The following is a 406-nucleotide window of genomic DNA, read 5'->3' on the forward strand; positions in this document are numbered from 1 at the left end:
CCTTGTCGAGCGACAGCAGCTTCTGCAGCCCCTTCGCCTCCAGGTCCTCCAGGCGCTTGTAGAGCGTGCTGAACTCCGACATCTGCGCGAGCAGCTTCTTGCACTGCGGGTTCTTCGACATGCACGCGTTGAGGATGGCCACGGCGCCGGACATATCGCCGTCGCGGAAGCGCTCGACGGCGGGCTCCCAGGGCTTGGGGGCGGGGCCGGTGGGAATCACCCGGGGCGTGTCGCGAACGGTGATGGCCTGCGCCGCCTGCTCGTTGATGATCTTGGCGTCGCGGTGCTCCGGGAAGGCCTTGAGGACGTCGTCGGTGATGGCCTTGGAGGAGTCCAGCTGGTTGCCATCCAGCGCGGCCCTCGCCTCGCGCGTGCGCTTGTCGGCCAACTCCGACAGCTCCCGCTT

Annotated in this window: 1 pseudogene; it reads right to left on the bottom strand. The window is 67.7% G+C overall.

The features are described 5' to 3' along the window. Positions 1 to 388, bottom strand: a pseudogene (locus tag D7Y04_RS43160) (FHA domain-containing protein); the annotation flags it as partial. Positions 389 to 406: the final 18 nt, after the last annotated feature.

Source organism: Corallococcus sp. AB038B, from assembly GCF_003668955.1.
GTDB lineage: Bacteria > Myxococcota > Myxococcia > Myxococcales > Myxococcaceae > Corallococcus > Corallococcus exiguus.